Source organism: Streptomyces ortus (assembly GCF_026341275.1).
In the GTDB taxonomy this organism is placed as follows: domain Bacteria; phylum Actinomycetota; class Actinomycetes; order Streptomycetales; family Streptomycetaceae; genus Streptomyces; species Streptomyces ortus.
On record NZ_JAIFZO010000002.1, the window covers coordinates 7781478 to 7798261 of the forward strand.

The 16784-nt window shown below is 73.6% G+C and carries 17 protein-coding genes; 11 read left to right on the top strand and 6 right to left on the bottom strand.

The annotated features are described in order from the left end of the window. Positions 1-11 precede the first annotated feature (11 nt). Genes K3769_RS37075 through K3769_RS37095 form a run of 5 tightly spaced genes read right to left on the bottom strand, consistent with a single transcriptional unit; the run spans position 12 to position 4040 of the window. On the bottom strand, positions 12-1136 hold the full coding sequence (locus K3769_RS37075) for a serine hydrolase domain-containing protein (protein ID WP_267030599.1): 1125 nt from the start codon (positions 1134-1136) through the stop codon (positions 12-14). After that, positions 1133-2053, bottom strand: a complete 921-nt coding sequence (locus tag K3769_RS37080) for a DUF6895 family protein (protein WP_267030600.1) — start codon at positions 2051-2053, stop codon at positions 1133-1135. The genes K3769_RS37075 and K3769_RS37080 overlap by 4 nt, the downstream gene beginning before the upstream one ends. Next, complete coding sequence (locus tag K3769_RS37085; RefSeq protein WP_267031707.1) at positions 2050-3087, bottom strand: DUF6895 family protein; 1038 nt, start codon at positions 3085-3087, stop codon at positions 2050-2052. Before K3769_RS37085 ends, K3769_RS37080 begins: the two co-directional genes overlap by 4 nt. Before the next feature lie 35 nt (positions 3088-3122). After that, positions 3123-3839: a hypothetical protein gene (locus tag K3769_RS37090; RefSeq protein ID WP_267030601.1), complete on the bottom strand. Its 717-nt coding sequence runs from the start codon at positions 3837-3839 to the stop codon at positions 3123-3125. Positions 3840-3851: 12 nt separating this feature from the next. After that, positions 3852-4040, bottom strand: coding sequence for a hypothetical protein (locus tag K3769_RS37095; RefSeq protein WP_107014931.1), 189 nt, complete (start codon positions 4038-4040; stop codon positions 3852-3854). Positions 4041-4261: 221 nt separating this feature from the next. Between K3769_RS37095 and K3769_RS37100 the strand changes: the two genes are divergently transcribed. The 9 genes from K3769_RS37100 (at position 4262) to K3769_RS37140 (ending at position 13227) form a co-directional block, all read left to right on the top strand. Further along, positions 4262-5371, top strand: a complete 1110-nt coding sequence (locus tag K3769_RS37100; protein WP_267030602.1) for a hypothetical protein — start codon at positions 4262-4264, stop codon at positions 5369-5371. Positions 5372-5469: 98 nt separating this feature from the next. Further along, complete coding sequence (locus tag K3769_RS37105) at positions 5470-5895, top strand: DUF6003 family protein (RefSeq protein ID WP_267030603.1); 426 nt, start codon at positions 5470-5472, stop codon at positions 5893-5895. A gap of 134 nt (positions 5896-6029) precedes the next feature. Next, on the top strand, positions 6030-6785 hold the full coding sequence (locus tag K3769_RS37110; RefSeq protein ID WP_267030604.1) for a (2Fe-2S)-binding protein: 756 nt from the start codon (positions 6030-6032) through the stop codon (positions 6783-6785). Beyond that, positions 6782-7774: an FAD binding domain-containing protein gene (locus K3769_RS37115; protein ID WP_267030605.1), complete on the top strand. Its 993-nt coding sequence runs from the start codon at positions 6782-6784 to the stop codon at positions 7772-7774. The genes K3769_RS37110 and K3769_RS37115 overlap by 4 nt, the downstream gene beginning before the upstream one ends. A gap of 25 nt (positions 7775-7799) precedes the next feature. After that, entirely contained in the window at positions 7800-9950 is a 2151-nt protein-coding gene (locus K3769_RS37120) for a xanthine dehydrogenase family protein molybdopterin-binding subunit (RefSeq protein ID WP_267030606.1), read from the top strand. Positions 9951-10005: 55 nt separating this feature from the next. After that, positions 10006-10941 carry a helix-turn-helix domain-containing protein gene (locus K3769_RS37125; protein ID WP_267030607.1) on the top strand — a complete coding sequence of 312 codons (936 nt, stop codon included), beginning with the start codon at positions 10006-10008 and terminating at the stop codon, positions 10939-10941. Positions 10942-11141: 200 nt separating this feature from the next. Next, the gene (locus K3769_RS37130) at positions 11142-12101 is read left to right on the top strand and encodes an SMP-30/gluconolactonase/LRE family protein (RefSeq protein WP_267031708.1); all 960 of its coding nucleotides are present in this window, start codon (positions 11142-11144) and stop codon (positions 12099-12101) included. A 64-nt stretch (positions 12102-12165) separates the two neighbouring features. After that, the gene (locus K3769_RS37135) at positions 12166-12672 is read left to right on the top strand and encodes a DUF5990 family protein (protein ID WP_267030608.1); all 507 of its coding nucleotides are present in this window, start codon (positions 12166-12168) and stop codon (positions 12670-12672) included. Between the two features lie 147 nt (positions 12673-12819). Then, a complete protein-coding gene (locus K3769_RS37140; RefSeq protein WP_267030609.1) occupies positions 12820-13227 on the top strand; it encodes an STAS domain-containing protein in 408 nt (135 codons plus the stop codon). 196 nt (positions 13228-13423) lie between these two features. Here K3769_RS37140 and K3769_RS37145 read toward each other — a convergent pair whose 3' ends face one another. Beyond that, a complete protein-coding gene (locus tag K3769_RS37145) occupies positions 13424-14896 on the bottom strand; it encodes a hypothetical protein (protein WP_372515112.1) in 1473 nt (490 codons plus the stop codon). Between the two features lie 113 nt (positions 14897-15009). Between K3769_RS37145 and K3769_RS37150 the strand changes: the two genes are divergently transcribed. Both K3769_RS37150 and K3769_RS37155 read left to right on the top strand, forming a co-directional pair. After that, on the top strand, positions 15010-16260 hold the full coding sequence (locus K3769_RS37150; protein WP_267030610.1) for a molybdopterin-dependent oxidoreductase: 1251 nt from the start codon (positions 15010-15012) through the stop codon (positions 16258-16260). Then, positions 16260-16754 (top strand): hypothetical protein, encoded by a 495-nt coding sequence (locus K3769_RS37155; protein ID WP_267030611.1) that lies wholly within the window; start codon positions 16260-16262, stop codon positions 16752-16754. Before K3769_RS37150 ends, K3769_RS37155 begins: the two co-directional genes overlap by 1 nt. Positions 16755-16784: the final 30 nt, after the last annotated feature.

The following is a 16784-nucleotide window of genomic DNA, read 5'->3' on the forward strand; positions in this document are numbered from 1 at the left end:
CACCCACTCGGTCACATCCCGGCCAGCAGCGCGTACGCCGTCGCCACGAAGGTGTCGCGGGCCCGGAAGCGGCGGGTGCACACGGCGGCCAGCGCCGTTCCGGTGTCGGGCCTGAACCCCAGGAAGGCCTGCTGGCCGAGTGTGGCCCCGCAGTGGAAGTACATCGGTCCCCGGCCGGTGGGGTGCTGGAACCAGGCCACCGTGTGCACATGCCGGTGCCCCCAGCCGCGCCGCAGGACCGGACGGCGTACCGCCCGCAGGGCATCGGCCAGGGTGCCCTCGGCGGGAGCCGGGCCCGGCGTGTACGGGCCCGACGGTTCCAGGTGTGCTTCGAGGAACGTCAGCAGATCGGCCGCAGTGGCCCGGACGGCGCCGGCCGACTGGAAGCCGCCGACGGTCAACGGGGGCACGGGAGTGGTGCCGTCCTTGCGGTGTCCTGTGGCGTCGGTGTCCGGCCCGCCGGGCCGCAGCGCGGTGCCGCTCAGTCCGAGTGGCCGCAGCACCTGGGCGCCGAGCAGGTCGTCCCAGGGCGTCGCGGTGGCCGCGGCCAGGGCGTGACCGAGCACGGCGACACCGAAGTTGGAGTAGTGCCAGCGGGTGCCGGGCCGCCGGCGCTGCCGGTGGCGCAGAAACGCCTCGACCACCCGCCGGTCCGGATAGGCGGCGTACGGGTCCGTGCGCCAGGTCGGCAGGGCGCGGAGGAAGAAGTCGGCGGGCAGCGCGGGCAGCCCGGAGGTGTGGGTGATCAGATGCGCGAGGGTGACGGGGTCCCGGCCGGCCCGCCGCGCCGGGTCCAGACAGGTGGCGGCGGGCGCACCGGCGGACAGGGTGCCCGACTGCGTCAGCCGGGCGAGCAGCAGCCCGGTGAACGTCTTGGTGGCCGAGCCGATCTCGTAGCGCAGTTGATCGCGGGGAACGGGCGGCGGCGGCCCGGTGCCGCCGCAGCGCACGGTGCGCCGACCTTCCCGGGAGAGGGCGAGGACGACGTCGGGCGCGTCCACGGCGTCGACGGCCTCGTCGAGCAGGTCCCGTACCGTCTCGTCGTCCGGGGGCTGCTCCTGGGCGGGGCGGTAGGACGGGAGTTCACCCGCGAGGCCGGGCGCGACGCCCGGCCAGGGGTCGGGTCGCGGTGTCATGCCGGTGCGTGCGCCAGGCGCGTCAGGGCGCGGGACGTGGCCAGTACGGAGGCGAACGCGGCGACGAGCGTCGGGTGGTAGACGAGGTCGAAGAGTTCCTCGGGGTTCCCCTCGGGCATCGTGCGCACGGCGGGCATCGCACCGTCGGGCTGCTGGGCGGCGGCGAAGCCTTCCCAGGCCCGCTCGTCCAGCGTGGGGCACGGCAGACAGGCGTCGACGACGAGCAGTTCGCCGAGCAGGTCCCAGCGTTCCAGGTCGAGCCAGTCGTCCAGCCAGGCCGGCAGCCAGGTGGCGAGGTAGTCGGCGAGCGGAGCCGGAATGCCGTCGGGGTTTGCGCCCCAGTCGGTGAGGTGGAAGACGGTGTGCGTGATGTCGTAGGCGATGTGCCCCTCGACGGTCCAGGGTTCGGGGGTGCGGCCGAGCCATGTCCTGCCGATCACCTCGGACTCCGGCGGCCTGGCCGGCAGCCCGAAGCGGCGTTGGAACGCGGACAGCCCCAGCCGGCGCGTCGGCGGCAGCTCGAAGGCGTGGAAGCTCTCCAGCCGCTGGTTGAGCCGGAAGGCCGCCTCGGCCTCGGGGTGGCTGTGGCCGAGTTCCTTGAACGGGAGATAGACCTCGAAGGGGATGGGGGAGAGAGGCTCGATGCGCTGGCCGCGGACCAGCATCCGGCCGCCGTCCAGCGTGTCGCGCCAGGCGTGGTCGAGCAACTGCCGGGCCAGCTGCGCCTGTCGGGAGCCGGCCACGCCCTCGCGGAACAACACCTTGCAGATGAGGGCCAGTTCGCCGACCGGTTTGAAGCGCTCCAGGAAGCCGACCTCCGGGTCGACGTCCTGCTCCAGACGGAATCCGTCCCGGTGGGCGTGCAGCCACTCCAGGGCGCAGGTCCCGACGGTGTGGATGAGGCGGGTGCTGGTCATCTCGGCACTCCTTGCCCGCCGGGTCCCGGATGCGCGGCGCGGGGCGCGCGGGCCGCGTGGGACGCGTGCTCGAAGACGCGCGCCCGCCCCGCCGGCACGCTCTCGTGATCGCTTGCCCCTGAGCCCGCACCGGTCGCTGCGGTCGACGCGGTCGTGGCCGTGGTGTGGGCACGCAGACGGTCGACGGTCAGCACGGCGGCGAAGGCCGTCATCAGGGTCGAGTGGTAGCAGCCGACGAAGTCGTGCGCGACCGGCTGGCCCTCGCGCCCTGAACCCACCTCCGGCACGGCACCGGACACGTCCTGGGCCCGGCCGAGCTTCGCCCAGGCCTCCCGCAGCATGGTGAGGTCCGGTGGGCCCGGCAGGCTGCCGGCGACGGCCAGCAGTTCGCAGCTCAGGTCCCACTGCTCGTCCTCGAGACAGGTGTCCAGCCAGGAAGGCAGCCAGTGGTGGAGGTAGTTGGCGACCCGCGGGGGAATGCCGGGGGGAGTCAGGCCCCAGTCCGTGAGGTGGAAGACCACATGGGTGAGCGTGTACCCGGCGGCCCGTTCGAACGTCCACGGCTCCGGCAGACCGCCGAGCCAGGTGCGGCCGAGCGCCCGCTCCACGTCGGCGTGGAGCGGGATCCCGCTGCGGCGCTCGGAGTTGAGGACGCTCAGGCGCCGGTTGGGTTCCTGCTCGGTCACCTGCCAGCCGCGGGTACGGGCCACCGTCGCGGTGGCCTCTTCGTAGCCGGTGTGGCGCAGTCCGGCCGACGCGAACGCCGCGTAGATCTCCAGCGGGTACGTGGCGAACGGTTCGAGGCGTTGCAGTTCGAGGAAGAGGGCGCCCTGCCCGGTCTGCCGCCAGGCGTAGGCCAGCAGGTCGCGGGCGGCCTCGTGCAGCGGGTCGGCGGATCCGGTGTGCCTGCGGATGCTCACGCACACCTGGGCCAGTTCGCCGAGGGGCTTCCAGGTGAAGTTCACATCGGCGTGCTCGGCGAGCGCGTCGTCGCCGAGGGCGAACTCCTCGCGATGGGCGGACACCCAGGCCATCGCGGCCTCGCCGATCCCGTGGACATTGCGCGCCGTCACACCGGCGCCCCGGTCCGCATCAGCCGCGCGGCCTCGACCTGCAGCGCCACACGGGGATCGGTGCCGCCCATCTGCGCCACGAACGCGAGGCCGGCCTCCAGTCCGAGCGTGTCCGGCACTCCGTCGAGGAGGACCAGCCAGCGGCCGGCCCCCGCAGCCTGGAGCCAGTCGCGGCGTCGGACCGCCCGTACGAAGCCCCGGGCGACATCGACGGGGCGCTCACGGGCCACGCGTGTCACCGCGCAGTCCTCGCCGGGCACCGCGAGCGGGGCCAGTACGGCGAGTTGATGGGTCAGCGACTGCCAGGTGGCGCCCTCGAGCCAGGCCGCCCGGGGCGCCGCGTCATGCGTGGCGTCGGCAGAGGTGTCCGGGGTGCCGCCCAGCCGTGAGAGTGCCCGCCTCATGGCCCAGTGGCTCCACGCCGAGGTGGGAGAGGCGTCCGAGGGGGGCGGGTAGGCGTGCACGGCCGCGCCGAGCACGGCGAGGTCGCCGGGCCCGGTGGGCGTGCGGCGCAGGACGCTCGGCAGAACGGCGTCGGCCCCCACCACGCGTACGGCGGCGAGGGCGAGACGGTCGGCCGCCTCCGGTCCGTCGGCTCCAGGGACGCTGCCGGCCAAACCGAACGGGCCCCCGCTCCGAAGAGCGGAGACCAGTTCCGACGTCAGGCCCTGCACTGCGTCCGCCAGGCGGGTCGAAGTGCCTGACTGTTCCATGTGGCTGTCCCGTCAACCCTTCTTCGGCCGCGGAGTCGGAGGCGACAGCAGGAGTGAGGTCGACCCGGACGTCAGGGCGAGCGCCGCGCACTCGCGGCTGTCACGGTACGAGCCGTCGGCCTCGACCGGGTCGAGTGCCGCCTCGACGTCCACGCCCTGGACCTCGGTGAGCTCATCGGTCAGAAACTCGGTGGAAGACATACCACCATCCCCTTTGCGAGAGACATGTTCTTCTCGGTTCTCGAAGGTACGGGTGACCGTTATGCCCGGACTTATTCATAGAAGTTTGATTTGTCTTAGTCGGTAGTGTTTTCAACTTCTCCTGCCGGGTGCGCCACCTGCCGGATTCCGGCAACAACCGCCCCGGTACAGGGCTCAGTTCAGTCATGTTCCGTCGACCGTCTCCTCAGGAGAATGTGCAGGTGACTCCCCTGAGGACCGAAGTGCCGACCGAAGCGCCGCCCGTGGTTCGGCGTGCGCGCAACCGTAGGCAGAGGATCGGCGCCGCCGCCGTCGGCTCCGTGTGCGCGCTGGTTGCGGCATGGCTGCTGCTGGTCAGCACGCCCGCCGCGATCAGCGAGGGGAACGCCTTCAGGGCCGCGCCCCGATGCGCCTCGGACGGCAGTGGCCCCGGCGGCGGGGCGTCCGGTGACTGCCTGCGGACCGTGAGCGCGCGCATCGACCGCACCGAGGACGTCCGGGGCCGCAAGACGCCCTCATACCACTTGTACGTCGTGGCGGCGGACGGCACGAAGGGGCGCGCCCGACTGGGCGGCAGCCCGACGGAGCGCCCGGTCGCCTCCCCGGGAGCGGACGTGGAGGTCACGTACTGGCGAGGACGGATCCGGTACGTGGACCTCGCGGCCGGACGCAAGTACTCCCACGCGGACCCGCGCGACGACTACAAGGTCGTCGCCTCCCCGGGCCTCGCCGTCGGCCTCTACGGCACGGGATTCCTGTGGTGCTGGTTCTGGACGGCGCTGCACTCCCGGGCGGCGAGGAGGGCGCACCCCTGGGACCTCGGCGTCGCCTTCCTCGCGGCCGTGTGTCTGGCCGTCGTCGGCGGGCTCGCCCCGTGGGTCACCGACGACATGGGGGCGGCGCTCCTCCTCGTCGGCCTTGCCGTCGCGGTCGCGGTCGCGGTCTGCGTGGCGATCGCCGTGGTCCTGCGCCTGCGCCGACGCGGTGACGACACCATCGATGTGCCGCCCTCCGTGCCGACCGGGGAGCAGCACTTCCCGGGCCGGATCCTGGGCGAGGTCCCCTACGCGGAGCGCGGCACCCATCTGCTGGCCGCCGCAGGCCGGCTGGCGACGACCATGGGCCATCCGGGTGCGGCCCACCGCCGGGCGGTGCCGCGCACCCTGACCCCGCTGCGGGTCCGCCACCCGTACTGGTCGGACGCCTCCCCGACGGGTCTGCGGGGCGAGGCCCAGGTCCTGGAGTGCGAGGACGGCGGTGTACCGGTGCTGGTCGTCACGGGCCGGGAGCACATGCCGTGGGTGCTGGGCGCCCTGACACCGCGGCCGTGACCCTTCCGGCGGTCGCCGGGACGCCCGAAGAGGGGCGGTAATCCGGAGGCGGCGGGGTAGAGGGAGGTCGACCAGTCCCCGTTGCGAAGGTGCCGAGAATGACCGACGACGCCTATCTGTTCCTGCTCGACGACGCGGCCGTGCGGCTCGGCGTGTCCCCGGCCGCCGTCGGTGAGCTCGCCTGCATGGAGACTCCCGCGGTACGGGCCTGGCTGGACGCCCAGGGGACGACGGCGACCGCGCCGGAACTGCGGCTGCTGCCGCCGGAGGAGACGGACTCCGTTCCCGAGGGCGTGGAGCGGCTGCCGGTGCCGCTGAGCGACGAGGAACTGAGCCGGGTGCGCGGGCGGACCGGCCCGGAGGCCCTGGCGCGGATCGAGGAGCAGCTGCTGTCCTACCGCGACATCACGGACGGGCGCGACGAGCTGATCGGACGGGCGCTGGCCGCGGGTGTCCCGCCGCACCGCATCGTGGAGCTGACCGGCGAGGACCCGGCGACGGTCACCGCCGCGGCCGGCGTCTGACGAAGAGGCCGCCGCCGGACCCCGCCCCACGGCTCCGGCGTTCCGGCATTCCGGCGTGCGGGAACGTGTGGCGAGCCGCAGCCTGGATACGTGAGCTGCGTGGTCCAAAGCGCCGTCGGAAGGTCATGAACAGCATGGGCAGCCCAAGGAACGGCCCGAACAACAGCCCTGGCAGCAGCCCGGTGGACGCCCCGGCGAACAACCCGCTGCCCGGCCCGGCCCCCGACGACGGGGCCGGTCACCCGGGGAACGCGGGCGTCGCCACCCGGGGTGCGCGCATCCCCTCGTCACCCGATCGCCACCACTCCGAGGTCACGCTGCGGGTGAACGGCGCGCCGCGCACGCTCGTCGTCGACCACCGCTCCGTCCTGCTGGACGTGCTGCGCGAGCAGCTGCGTCTCACCGGCGCCAAGAAGGGCTGCGACCACGGCCAGTGCGGCGCCTGCACGGTCCTGGTGGACGGCCGCCGCGTCAACAGCTGCCTGCTGCCCGCCGTGGCCCAGGACGGCCGCGACATCACCACGGTCGAAGGACTCGCCGACGGTGACGACGGTGACAGTGGTGACGCGGAGGACCGGGCCGACGGGGCCGACAGCGAGGGCGGCGGAGAGCGGCCGGCGCACGCCGGGCTGCACCCGCTCCAGCGGGCCTTCATCGACCGCGACGCCTTCCAGTGCGGCTACTGCACGCCCGGACAGCTCTGCAGCGCCGTCGGCGCGATCGCCGAGGCCGAGTCCGGTCACCCCTCGCACGTCACGGATCCCAGCACGCCGTCTGGGCAGCCGGTCGCGCTCGACGCGGACGAGATCCGCGAGCGGCTCAGCGGCAACCTCTGCCGCTGCGGCGCCTACCCCAACATCGTGCGGGCCGTCGAGGACGTGATCCGGTGAAACCCTACGCATACGCGCGCGCCGACAGCGTCGAGGAGGCGGCCGAGCTGTACGCGGCCCATCCCGGCGCCCGCTATCTCGGCGGCGGCACCAACCTGGTGGACCTGATGAAACTCGGCGTGGAGGAACCGTCCACGCTGGTCGACGTCAGCAGGCTGCCCCTCGACACGGTGGACGAACTGTCCGACGGATCGATCCGGATCGGCGCCACGGTCCGCAACAGCGACCTCGCCGCCCATCCCGTGGTCCGCGACCGCTGGCCCGCGCTCTCCCAGGCACTCCTGGCCGGGGCGTCGGGGCAACTGCGCAACGTGGCCACCACCGGCGGCAATCTGCTCCAGCGCACCCGGTGCCCGTACTTCCAGGACACCGGCAAACCCTGCAACAAGCGGGCTCCCGGCTCCGGCTGCGGCGCCCTGGACGGCGTACACCGTGACCACGCGGTGCTCGGGCACTCCCCGCAGTGCATCGCCACGCACCCGTCGGACATGGCCGTGGCGCTGGCCGCCCTGGACGCGGAGGTCGAGCTGCACGGCGCCGACGGGCCGCGGACCGTGCCCGTCGCCGAGTTCCACCGGCTGCCCGGGGACCATCCCGAACAGGACACGGTGATCCGCCCCGGCGAACTGATCACCGGCGTGGTCCTGCCGGGCGCCACGGCCGGGCTGCCCTCGCTGTACCGCAAGGCACGCGACCGGGCCTCGTACGCCTTCGCGCTCGCCTCCGTCGCCGCCGTGCTCGATGTGGGGGGCGGTGTCGTCCGGCAGGTCGGCCTCGCCTTCGGGGGAGTGGCCCACCGTCCCTGGCGGGCCCGGCTCGCCGAGGAGGCACTGCTGGGCGCCGCGCCGACGACGGCCGCGTTCGAGCGGGCCGCGGACCTCGAACTCGCCGCCGCGCAGCCGCTGCGCGACAACGGCTACAAGGTCCGGCTCGCCCGCAATCTCGCGGTCGACGCCCTGCGACGGCTCGCCCCGCCCACCAGCGCCTGAACGCACCCCAGCAGAAGGAGCAGTCATGGCCGACACCGGCAGCGCGCTGGGCGCGCCCGCCGAGCGCCGGGAGGGCCGGGACAAGGTCACCGGCAGTGCCCGCTACGCCGCCGAGCAGACCGATCCCGGCAGGGTCCACGCCTGGCCGGTGGTCGCCGGGATCACCCGCGGGACGGTCCGTACCGTCGACACGGAGGCCGCCCTGGCACTGCCCGGGGTCCTCGCCGTCCTCACCCACGAGAACGCGCCCCGGCTCGCCCCCGCGGACGATCCCACGCTCTCCGTGCTGCAGGACCCGCGCGTACCGCACCACGGCTGGTTCGTCGCCCTCGTCGTCGGCGAGACCCTGGAGGCGGCCCGTGCCGGCGCCGCCGCGGTCCACGTCGCGTACGACGTCGAGGAACACGACGTCACCCTGACCGAGGACCACCCCGACGCCTACACGCCCGAGGACGCCAACGGCGGATTCCCCGCGCGCCGCGAACAGGGCGACCCCGAGAGCGCGTTCGCCGCCTCCGAGGTGCGCGTCGACTCCCACTACCGGATCCCGCCGCTGCACAACCACCCCATGGAGCCGCACGCGGCCACCGCCCGCTGGGACGGCGGCCGACTCGTCGTGCACGACTCCAGCCAGGGCGCCACGACCGTACGCGCCACCCTGGCCTCGCTGTTCGGGCTCTCCGAGGACGACGTCACCGTCATCAGCGAACACGTCGGCGGCGGGTTCGGGTCCAAGGGCACCCCGCGACCCCATGTGGTGCTCGCCGTGATGGCGGCCAGGGAGACCGGACGCCCCGTCACCGTCGCCCTGCCCCGCCGCTTCCTGCCCGCGGTCGTCGGCCACCGGGCGCCCACCCTGCACCGGCTCCGCCTCGGCGCCACCGCGGACGGCACCCTCACCTCGTCCCTCCACGAGGTCACCACCCACACCTCCCGCATCAAGGAGTTCGTGGAACAGGCCGCCGTACCCAGCCGGATCATGTACGCGGCGCCCCACCGGCTCAGTTCCCACCGGGTGGTGCCGCTGGACGTGCCCAGCCCGTCCTGGATGCGCGCCCCCGGCGAGGCACCGGGCATGTACGCCCTGGAGTCGGCCATGGACGAACTCGCCGTCGCGGCGGGCCTGGACCCCGTGGAACTGCGCGTCACCAACGAGCCGGACACCGAACCCGACAGCGGCAAACCGTTCAGCAGCCGCCACCTCGTCGACTGCCTGCGGGAGGGCGCACGGCGCTTCGGCTGGGCGGACCGGGACCCCCGCCCCCGGGCGCGCCCCGAGGGCCTGCTCCTCGTCGGCACGGGGGTGGCCTCCGCCACCTACCCGGTGATGGCCGGCCCGGCGCGGGCGGAAGCCCACGCGACTCCCGACGGCCACTTCGTCGTCCGCATCAACGCCACCGACATCGGCACCGGCGCCCGTACCGTCCTCGCCCAGGTCGCCGCCGAAGCACTCCGCGTCCCCCTGGACCGCGTACGCGCCGAAGTGGGCAACAGCGACCTGCCGTCCGCGCCCCTGGCCGGCGGTTCCTCCGGTACGGCGTCCTGGGGCTGGGCCGTCCACGAGGCGTGTACGCGGCTGGCCTCGACGCTGGCCGAACACACCGGCCCCCTGCCGGACGAGGGACTGCGCACCCAGGCCGACACGGCGGGCACCGCCGACGCCGACAGCCCCTACGCCCGGCACGCCTTCGGCGCCCACTTCGCCGAGGTCACGGTCGACACGGTGACCGGAGAGGTCCGGGTACGCCGACTCCTGGGCGTCTATGCCGCCGGACACATCCTCAACGCCCGGACCGCCCGCTCCCAGTTCGTCGGCGCCATGACCATGGGGCTCGGCATGGCACTGACCGAGGGCAGCACCATGGACGCCGCGTCCGGCGACTTCGTGGAGTCCGACCTCGCCGCCTACCACGTCCCGGCCCACGCCGACGTGCCCGACATCGAGGCGCACTGGATCGACGAGGACGACCCCCATCTCAACCCGATGGGCAGCAAGGGCATCGGCGAGATCGGCATCGTCGGCACGGCCGCCGCCATCGGCAACGCCGTCCACCACGCGACAGGCGTCCGCCACCGCGAACTGCCCCTGACCCCGGACCGGGTCCTCGCGGGACTGGCCGAGAGGACAGCCGGACAGGGCACGGCAGGCAGCGGCGGTCCCGCCGGACCCTGGTGACCCCTACCCCGGCAGGGTGAGGCACCGACCGGCGGCGGTCCGCATACTCGGTGTCATGAACGAGCACGGGCACCTCGCCGAGTTCCTCCAGGCACGCCGGAGCCGACTGCGCCCCGAGGACGTCGGGTTGCGGACCTACGGCGAGCGGCGCCGGGTGCCCGGGCTGCGCCGGGAGGAACTGGCGATGCTCGCCGGCATCAGCGCGCCCTACTACACCCGCCTGGAACAGGGCCAGTCACGCAACGCCTCACGCGAGGTGCTCGACGCCGTGGCGAACGCGCTGCGCCTCGACGACTCCGAACGGGCCCACCTGCACACCCTGGCCGGTGCGCCGAGGCGGCGCGGGCCCGGCGCACGGCCGCGCCCCGAACGCGTCACCCCCGCGACGAGCGCACTGCTGGCGTCCCTCGACGGCACGCCCGCCCTCGTGCTCGGCCGCCGCAGCGACGTCCTGGCCTGGAACCGGCCGGGACACGGGCTGTTCGCGGGACACCTCGACCCGGACAGCCCGAACGACCCGGGCGGCGCATCAGGTCCGCCGGGCTCGGGCGGGCCGGGGCGACGGCCGAACATGGCCAGGCTGGTGTTCCTGGACGCGCACACCCGCGACCTGTACGCCGACTGGCCCGCCAAGGCCAGGGCCGTCGTGGGCAATCTGCGGCTGACCGCCGGCCGGTACCCGGACGACCCCCTGCTGGCCGCGCTGATCGGTGAACTGACCATGCGCAGCCGGGAGTTCGCCACGCTGTGGGCCGACCACCGGGTGCTCGCCTGCGATGTCGCCGCCTACGAGATGCGCCATCCGCTGGTCGGGACGGTGACCGTCACCCAGCAGACACTGCAGAGCCCGCAGGGGGACGGGCCGGCCTTGGTGGTGGCCACCGCCGACCCCGGCTCCCCGTCCGCGGCGGCCCTGGCGCTGCTCGCCCATGCCACCGCGCCCCGGGAAACGGATCGCCCCCACCGCGGCGCCGCAACCCGCCCCGCCTGACCCGCACCTGCGTCCCCCACCTTCTGATCCGCCTCACCTGATCCGCCCCGCCCGACCTCAGGTGGGCGCCCTCGACCTCGGCACCGCACCGCGGCTGCCGCATGCCCGAAACCGGAGTAGGAACCATGTCGAACCGCCTGTCGAACTCCACGTCGAACTCCATCGCGAACTCCGCGTCGAACCGACGTATCAAGACACTCATGGCCGCCGTCGCGGTGGCCGCGGCCACCCTCGCCTCGGCCCTGCCGGCCGACGCCACGCCCACCCGGACCGCCCGTGAACCGCTCACCGACATACGGCTCGCCGCCCACTTCGACGTGTCCGCGGGCCAACTGCCGGAGAACATCGCCCTGTTGCCCGACGGCACCGCGGCCGTCACCTTCGCGGCGAGCCGGCAGGTCGCCGAGGTGAGCCCGCGGGGCACGACCCGCGTCCTCGCGACGCTGCCCGCACCCGCCGACGGCGGAACCGGCACCCCCGCCCTCGGCTTCCCCCTCGCCACCGGGATCGCCCGCACCCCGGACGGCACCCTGTACGTGCTGTACGCGACCGGTACGGCCGACCTCACCGGGCTGTGGCGGCTGCGCCCCGGGCAGTCCCCGCAGCGCATCGCCGCACTGCCCGCGGACGGCCTGCCCAACGGGCTGGCCCTGGACGAACGCGGCAAGCACCTCTACATCACCGACTCGGTGCTCGGCACGGTGTGGACCGTCCCCGTCACCGGCGGCACCCCCACCGCCTGGTCCACCGCGCCCGAACTCGCCTCCACCGGTTTCCTCGGGGCCAACGGAGCCAAGGTGCACGGCGGCGCGCTCTGGGTGACCAACCTCGACCGGGGCACCCTCCTGCGCATTCCGATCCGCCCGGGGAACCGCGCGGGCGCCCCGCAGGTCAAGGCGTCGGACCCGGACCTGGTCGGCATCGACGACTTCGCCTTCACCGGACACGGCGACGACGTCCTGGCCACGCTGAACACCACGAACAGGGTCGTGCGCATCCGGCCCGACGGCGCCACGGCCACGGTCCTGGACACCGCCGACGGACTCCAGAACCCCAGCTCCGTGGCGCTGCGCGGCAAGGAGGTGTACGTGATCAGCGCCGCCTATGCCACGGCCACCGACCCCAACCTGCTGCGCGCCCGTCTGCGCGGCCACCGGTAGAGCCCGGCCACCACCCCCCGCCCCAGGACGGAACCGCGGCGCCCCACGGCGGCATGATGGCGTCATGCGCATCCACATCGAAGCCGTCGACCTCCCGGGCCGGACCCATCCCGTGCCCACCAGCCGCAACGGCCCGTTGGAGATCCGCGACCTGTACGTCGCCGTCCAGCGCCGCGACCGGCCGGGCGAACTGCTCGACCCGCACCCGGGGGACGCGCCGTCGGCGACCTGGACCCTGGAGTGCACGGCGACGGCCACGGCGACCGGCACCGAGGTGCGGGGCCCGTACGTGCAGGACCGGATGGGCCGCCGGTTCGTCTACCTGTCCTGGGGCACGGTCGACGAGGCGGGTGTCTTCTCGATGTTCCGGCGCGCCAAGCTCATGCTCGACATGGTCCCCGCGGACGTGCTCGCGGAGGCCGCCCGCGCGGGTGTGCTCGTGGCGCGCCTGGGCCTGACCGACCCGCAGGGCGGCCCCCTGTGCGCACGGGTCGTACCCCCGCACGTCACCTGGACCGCCGAACGCGACACCCACTCGCCCGTCGTCACGAAGGACGCCCCCGGCCCCTGAGGCGCGGGGCGCGCAGCCCGCGCTCGCCGTGCTCCACCGCGCACAGAGAGTTTCACCTCAGGCCGTTGCCGGCCGGAAAGCGGGGCACACGCACGCGTACGGGTGTCGGGCCCCAGGGCGCCCGTGGCACCGCGACCGGGAGGTGTGATGTCCACGCAGACCCACCGCCTGACCATCAGCCGGATAACCGACTGCGAGCACTGCGCGGTCCTGCGGATCAGCGGCGAACTCGACCAGAGCTGCGAGGAGTACTTCCTGGGCACCCTCGCCTCCATCGTCGACGCGGGGCGACGGCACGTGGTGCTCGATGTGACAGCTCTGGTCTTCTGCGACTCACGTGGGCTGAACTGTCTGCTCGCGATCAGATGGCTGCTGAAACGCCGGGACGGCAGGATCATCCTGGCGGGAGCGGGCCGCCGACTCTCGGAACTGCTCGCACTGACCGGCAGTACGGAGCTGTTGCCCGTGCGGCGCACGGTCGGGCTGGCCCTGCTGGAACTCCCCGAGGCCGAGCGCCCCGTCTGGCCCCCCGAGCCGGATCCCGACGACAAATGAGGTCGAGCGGGGACGAGGGAGGACGAGCGAGAGGGCGCGAAAAGCGCCGGCCCCGCCACTACGGGGGGAAGTGACGGGACCGGCTGAGGTACAACTTGCCACACCCGCGCGTGAAAATACGGTTCTTCGGGCGGCGGGCGAGGTAAAGAATGGTGATCGTGTCCTCACGAGCGGCACGAGGGCGGTCACCGTCCCCTCACCAGCCGGTCAGCAGCAGATGGTTGAGGAGCAGGGCGAGCACGGCCTGGGCGCCGAGCCAGGCGCGGGGGCGGCCGAGCAGCGCGCCTGCCGGGAGCAGCCACATCGCGAAGGGCAGCCAGATGCGTTCGGTCTCGGCCTTGCTCATCCCTGACAGGTCCGCGATCAGCAGGGCGAGCAGCCCGCACAGGACGAGCACGGCGAGCCGGGTCCTGGCGCCCGCCTCCGGCGACGCGGCGCCCGCCTCCGTTGCGCGCCGCGGCAGAAGCCCGTGGCGCCCCCGGACCAGCGCGACGGCCGCCCGCCGCAGACCCGCCGCCGTCGCGAGACCCGTGATGAGGACCGTGCACGCGAGGTTCGCCCACACCCAGTAGCCGTAGGGCCGGATACCGCCCGCGCCGTCGTAGTAGCGCGTGACCAGGACGTGGTACGCCTCCCACCAGTCGAACCCGGCGAGCGTAAACGCCGTGGGCACGACGGCGGCACCGGCGACGAGGAGGACGGCGAGGGTGACGGGACGGGGGATCACCCGGACCCTGCTCCACCCGAGGAACAGCACGCCCGCGCCGATCACCGTCATGAGGGTGAGCCCGTACGAGAGATAGCAGGTCAGGCCGAACAGGAGGCCGGAGGTGAAGGCGGCGGCGCCGGTCCGGGGGCCCTTCGGCCCGGTCACGGCGACTGCGAGCGCCGCGAGCGCCCAGGCGGCGACCGCGGCGAAGTACGCGTCGGCCGACGTGCCCATCCACACCGCCGCCGGGGCGAGCACCAGGAACGGTGCCGCGCGCCGCGCCGTCTCCTCGTCGGCGAGCCTGCGCACGGTCACCAGTACGGCGACGCAGGCGGTGGCGCCGACCGTGATGCACCAGGTCCCGGCCCAGCCGCCGCCGCCCAGCCCGATCCGGTCGAGCAGGACGAAGGTGAGGGAGGCGGCGGGCGGATGTCCCGCCACATGGGGCGGCCAGTGGTCCGGCGAGCCGAGCGGGATGTGGCGGGTGAAGTCCCGCAGGGTGGCCGGGATGTCGTGGAAGCGGTCGATGACCTGGAGGTACTCGTAGCGCGTGGTGAGCCGGACGGCGATGCCCCGGTGCCATCCGTCGATCAGGGCCAGCGACCAGATCCAGGCCATGGCGCCCGCCCAGGAGGCCCCCAGCAGCCCACGCCAGGGCAGGCGCGCCGCGAGGACGGGACCGTACGCCACGACACCGAGCGCGACCGCCACCGCGGCCGGCGTGCCCGGCCCGACATGCGGCTCCCAACGGGCCCACAGCGGAGGCCAGTCCGCGAACAGGGTGTGGTCGGTCTCCTCGATGTGGCGGCCGATCAGGACGGCGGCGACGACGAGGAGCACGGCGGCCGACGCCACGGCCAGGTCGAGCCGGGCCGGGGTGCGCCGCGAGTCCCGGAGAGAATCCCGGAGAGGGCTGCGGAGAAGGTCGCGGAGAGAGGTGTGGAGCGGGGAACGGATCACACGGGCACGCTAGGGCGGCGGAAGCCCTCCCGAGCCGCCCGCCCCGCGGACGTCAGCGTTTCGTCATGGTTCGCGGGCCCTCCCGGGGGCCCTTTCCTGCCTACGGTCGGGCCATGCGCGACCACTCCCCACGGCTTCCCACCTCACCCGGTTTCTGGCGCAGTCCGCTGCGCGGTCCCTGGTTCACCTCGGTACTCGGCCTCGTCCTGCTCGTCGGCATCACCGTGCTGTTCGTGACGGGCCTGCTGTCGTACGCCGCCTACAACCCCGGCCTGTCACCCGTGAACGACAAGACCCCTGACAAGGGGATCCTCGGCTTCTACCTCTTCGCGTGGCCCACCGACCCGCACTGGCTCTACCGCCTCACCCAGGGCGTCCACGTCACGCTCGGCGTCACCCTGATCCCCGTCCTGCTCGCCAAACTGTGGTCGGTGGTGCCGAAGCTGTTCGCGCTGCCGCCCGCCCGTTCGCTCGCGCACGCGCTGGAGCGGATCTCACTGCTGCTGCTGGTCGGGGGCGCGCTGTTCGAGTTCGTGACCGGCGTGCTCAACGTCCAGCTCGACTACCTCTTCCCGGGGTCCTTCTACCCGCTCCACTTCTACGGCGCGTGGGTCTTCTTCGCCGCGTTCCTCGCCCACGCCGTACTGAAGGCACCGGCCGCCGTACGGAACGTACGCCGTATGCGGGAAGGGCGGGAGGCGCCGACGGGGGAGGGGCTGACCGCTCCCCGGCCCGATTCCGCGACCGTCTCCCGGCGTGGGGCGCTGTGGTTCGTCGGGGGCGGGTCCCTGCTGTTGTTCGGGACGACGGCGGGGCGCAGTTTCGACGGGCCGCTGCGGCACACGGCGCTCCTCGCACCGCACGGCGGAGCCGACCCGGGCAGCGGGCCGAACGGCTTCCAGATCAACAAGACGGCCGCCTACGCGGGCATCGACAGGACGGAGACGGGCGAGGACGCGTGGCGGCTCGTCGTCACGGGGCGCACGGGCACGGTCCGGCTGAGCCGCGCCGAACTGCTCGAACTGCCGCAGCACAGTGCGGCGTTGCCCATCGCCTGCGTCGAGGGGTGGTCGACCTCGGACCAGTGGTGGCGCGGGGTACGGCTGCGCGACCTCGCGGCACTCGTCGGCCACGACGGCGATCCGCCGGACGTCCTCGTCGAGTCCCTTCAGCGGCACGGCGCCTTCCGCCACGCCGCCCTGCGCGCCAACCAGGTGGCGGACCCGCGCTCCCTCCTCGCCCTGCGGGTCAACGGCGAGGACCTGAGCCCGGACCACGGCTACCCGGCCCGGATCATCGTGCCCGCGGCGCCGGGTGTGCTCAACACCAAATGGGTGGCCCGCCTGACGTTCGGAGACCTGTGATGAGGAAGATCCGCGGAGTTCCCGCACGTGCCGGCAGTCCTCTGCAACTCCTGCTGCTCGCCTGCTCGTTCGCCCTCGCGGGCTATGCGGGCGTACGGCTGCTCGACGACGACTGGCTCGGGGTGGCCCTGTGGTTCGTGGGGGCGGCCCTGCTGCACGACCTGGTGCTGCTGCCGCTGTACGCGGTGCTGGACCGAGGGGTCGTCCGCGCGTTCGACGCGGCGGGCCACCGGGAGCGGACGATGTACGTCCGTGTCCCGGCGGCCCTGTCCGCGCTGCTCCTGCTGGTCTGGTTCCCGCTGATCGGCGGTCAGGTGGACCGGCGGTACCGGATGGCGACCGGGCTGCCGGCGGACGGCTTCCTCGGCCGCTGGCTGCTGATCACGGCGGTCCTCTTCGCCGGGTCGGCGCTGTTGTTCCTGTTGCGGCTGAGGCCGCGGCCGACGTCCCGGCTGCGCAGGGCGACGAAGGACCGTCCGCCGGCCGTCCACTGAGCGGCGACGGTCCAGCCGGCCCGCGTCGCG

Excerpts from the sequence above, each read along its gene's own strand:
- K3769_RS37075 (WP_267030599.1), bottom strand. The coding sequence starts at position 1,136 with ATGACACCGCGACCCGACCCCTGGCCGGGCGTCGCGCCCGGCCTCGCG.
- K3769_RS37080 (WP_267030600.1), bottom strand. The coding sequence starts at position 2,053 with ATGACCAGCACCCGCCTCATCCACACCGTCGGGACCTGCGCCCTGGAG.
- K3769_RS37085 (WP_267031707.1), bottom strand. The coding sequence starts at position 3,087 with ATGGCCTGGGTGTCCGCCCATCGCGAGGAGTTCGCCCTCGGCGACGAC.
- K3769_RS37090 (WP_267030601.1), bottom strand. The coding sequence starts at position 3,839 with ATGGAACAGTCAGGCACTTCGACCCGCCTGGCGGACGCAGTGCAGGGC.
- K3769_RS37095 (WP_107014931.1), bottom strand. The coding sequence starts at position 4,040 with ATGTCTTCCACCGAGTTTCTGACCGATGAGCTCACCGAGGTCCAGGGC.
- K3769_RS37105 (WP_267030603.1), top strand. The coding sequence starts at position 5,470 with ATGACCGACGACGCCTATCTGTTCCTGCTCGACGACGCGGCCGTGCGG.
- K3769_RS37110 (WP_267030604.1), top strand. The coding sequence starts at position 6,030 with ATGGGCAGCCCAAGGAACGGCCCGAACAACAGCCCTGGCAGCAGCCCG.
- K3769_RS37120 (WP_267030606.1), top strand. The coding sequence starts at position 7,800 with ATGGCCGACACCGGCAGCGCGCTGGGCGCGCCCGCCGAGCGCCGGGAG.
- K3769_RS37125 (WP_267030607.1), top strand. The coding sequence starts at position 10,006 with ATGAACGAGCACGGGCACCTCGCCGAGTTCCTCCAGGCACGCCGGAGC.
- K3769_RS37130 (WP_267031708.1), top strand. The coding sequence starts at position 11,142 with ATGGCCGCCGTCGCGGTGGCCGCGGCCACCCTCGCCTCGGCCCTGCCG.
- K3769_RS37135 (WP_267030608.1), top strand. The coding sequence starts at position 12,166 with ATGCGCATCCACATCGAAGCCGTCGACCTCCCGGGCCGGACCCATCCC.
- K3769_RS37140 (WP_267030609.1), top strand. The coding sequence starts at position 12,820 with ATGTCCACGCAGACCCACCGCCTGACCATCAGCCGGATAACCGACTGC.
- K3769_RS37150 (WP_267030610.1), top strand. The coding sequence starts at position 15,010 with ATGCGCGACCACTCCCCACGGCTTCCCACCTCACCCGGTTTCTGGCGC.
- K3769_RS37155 (WP_267030611.1), top strand. The coding sequence starts at position 16,260 with ATGAGGAAGATCCGCGGAGTTCCCGCACGTGCCGGCAGTCCTCTGCAA.